General features: G+C 68.7%; 1 protein-coding gene. It reads left to right on the forward strand.

Annotated features, from left to right (window positions below):
- A partial coding sequence (locus FLO80_RS24175; RefSeq protein ID WP_149187170.1) for a DUF489 family protein occupies window positions 1-386 on the forward strand: 386 nt, incomplete at both ends.

The raw sequence follows: 386 nt of genomic DNA on the forward strand, positions 1-386 counted from the left end.
CTTCAAGGCCCTGGCCAGCGCCCTGGAGCGCAAGCCCGGCAGCCTGCAGCGCGAACCGCTGCGCTACGCCCTGGCGATGCTGACCCTGGAACGGCAACTGGACAAGCGCGGCGATATGCTCGACCTGATCGGCCAGCGCCTCGACCAGGTCGAACAGCAGGTCCAGCACTTCGGCCTGGTCCACGAGAACGTCATCGCCTCGTTCGCCAGCATCTACCAGGACACCCTCAGCACCTTCCGCCAGCGCATCCAGGTACACGGCGACATGCGCCACCTGCAGGTCAGCAGCAACGCCGCGCGGATCCGCGCCCTGCTGCTCGCCGGCATCCGCTCGGCGCGGCTCTGGCGGCAACTGGGCGGCAGCCGCTGGCAGATGGTATTCAGCC

Source organism: Aquicoccus porphyridii (assembly GCF_008369105.1).
Classification (GTDB): domain Bacteria; phylum Pseudomonadota; class Alphaproteobacteria; order Rhodobacterales; family Rhodobacteraceae; genus Aquicoccus; species Aquicoccus porphyridii.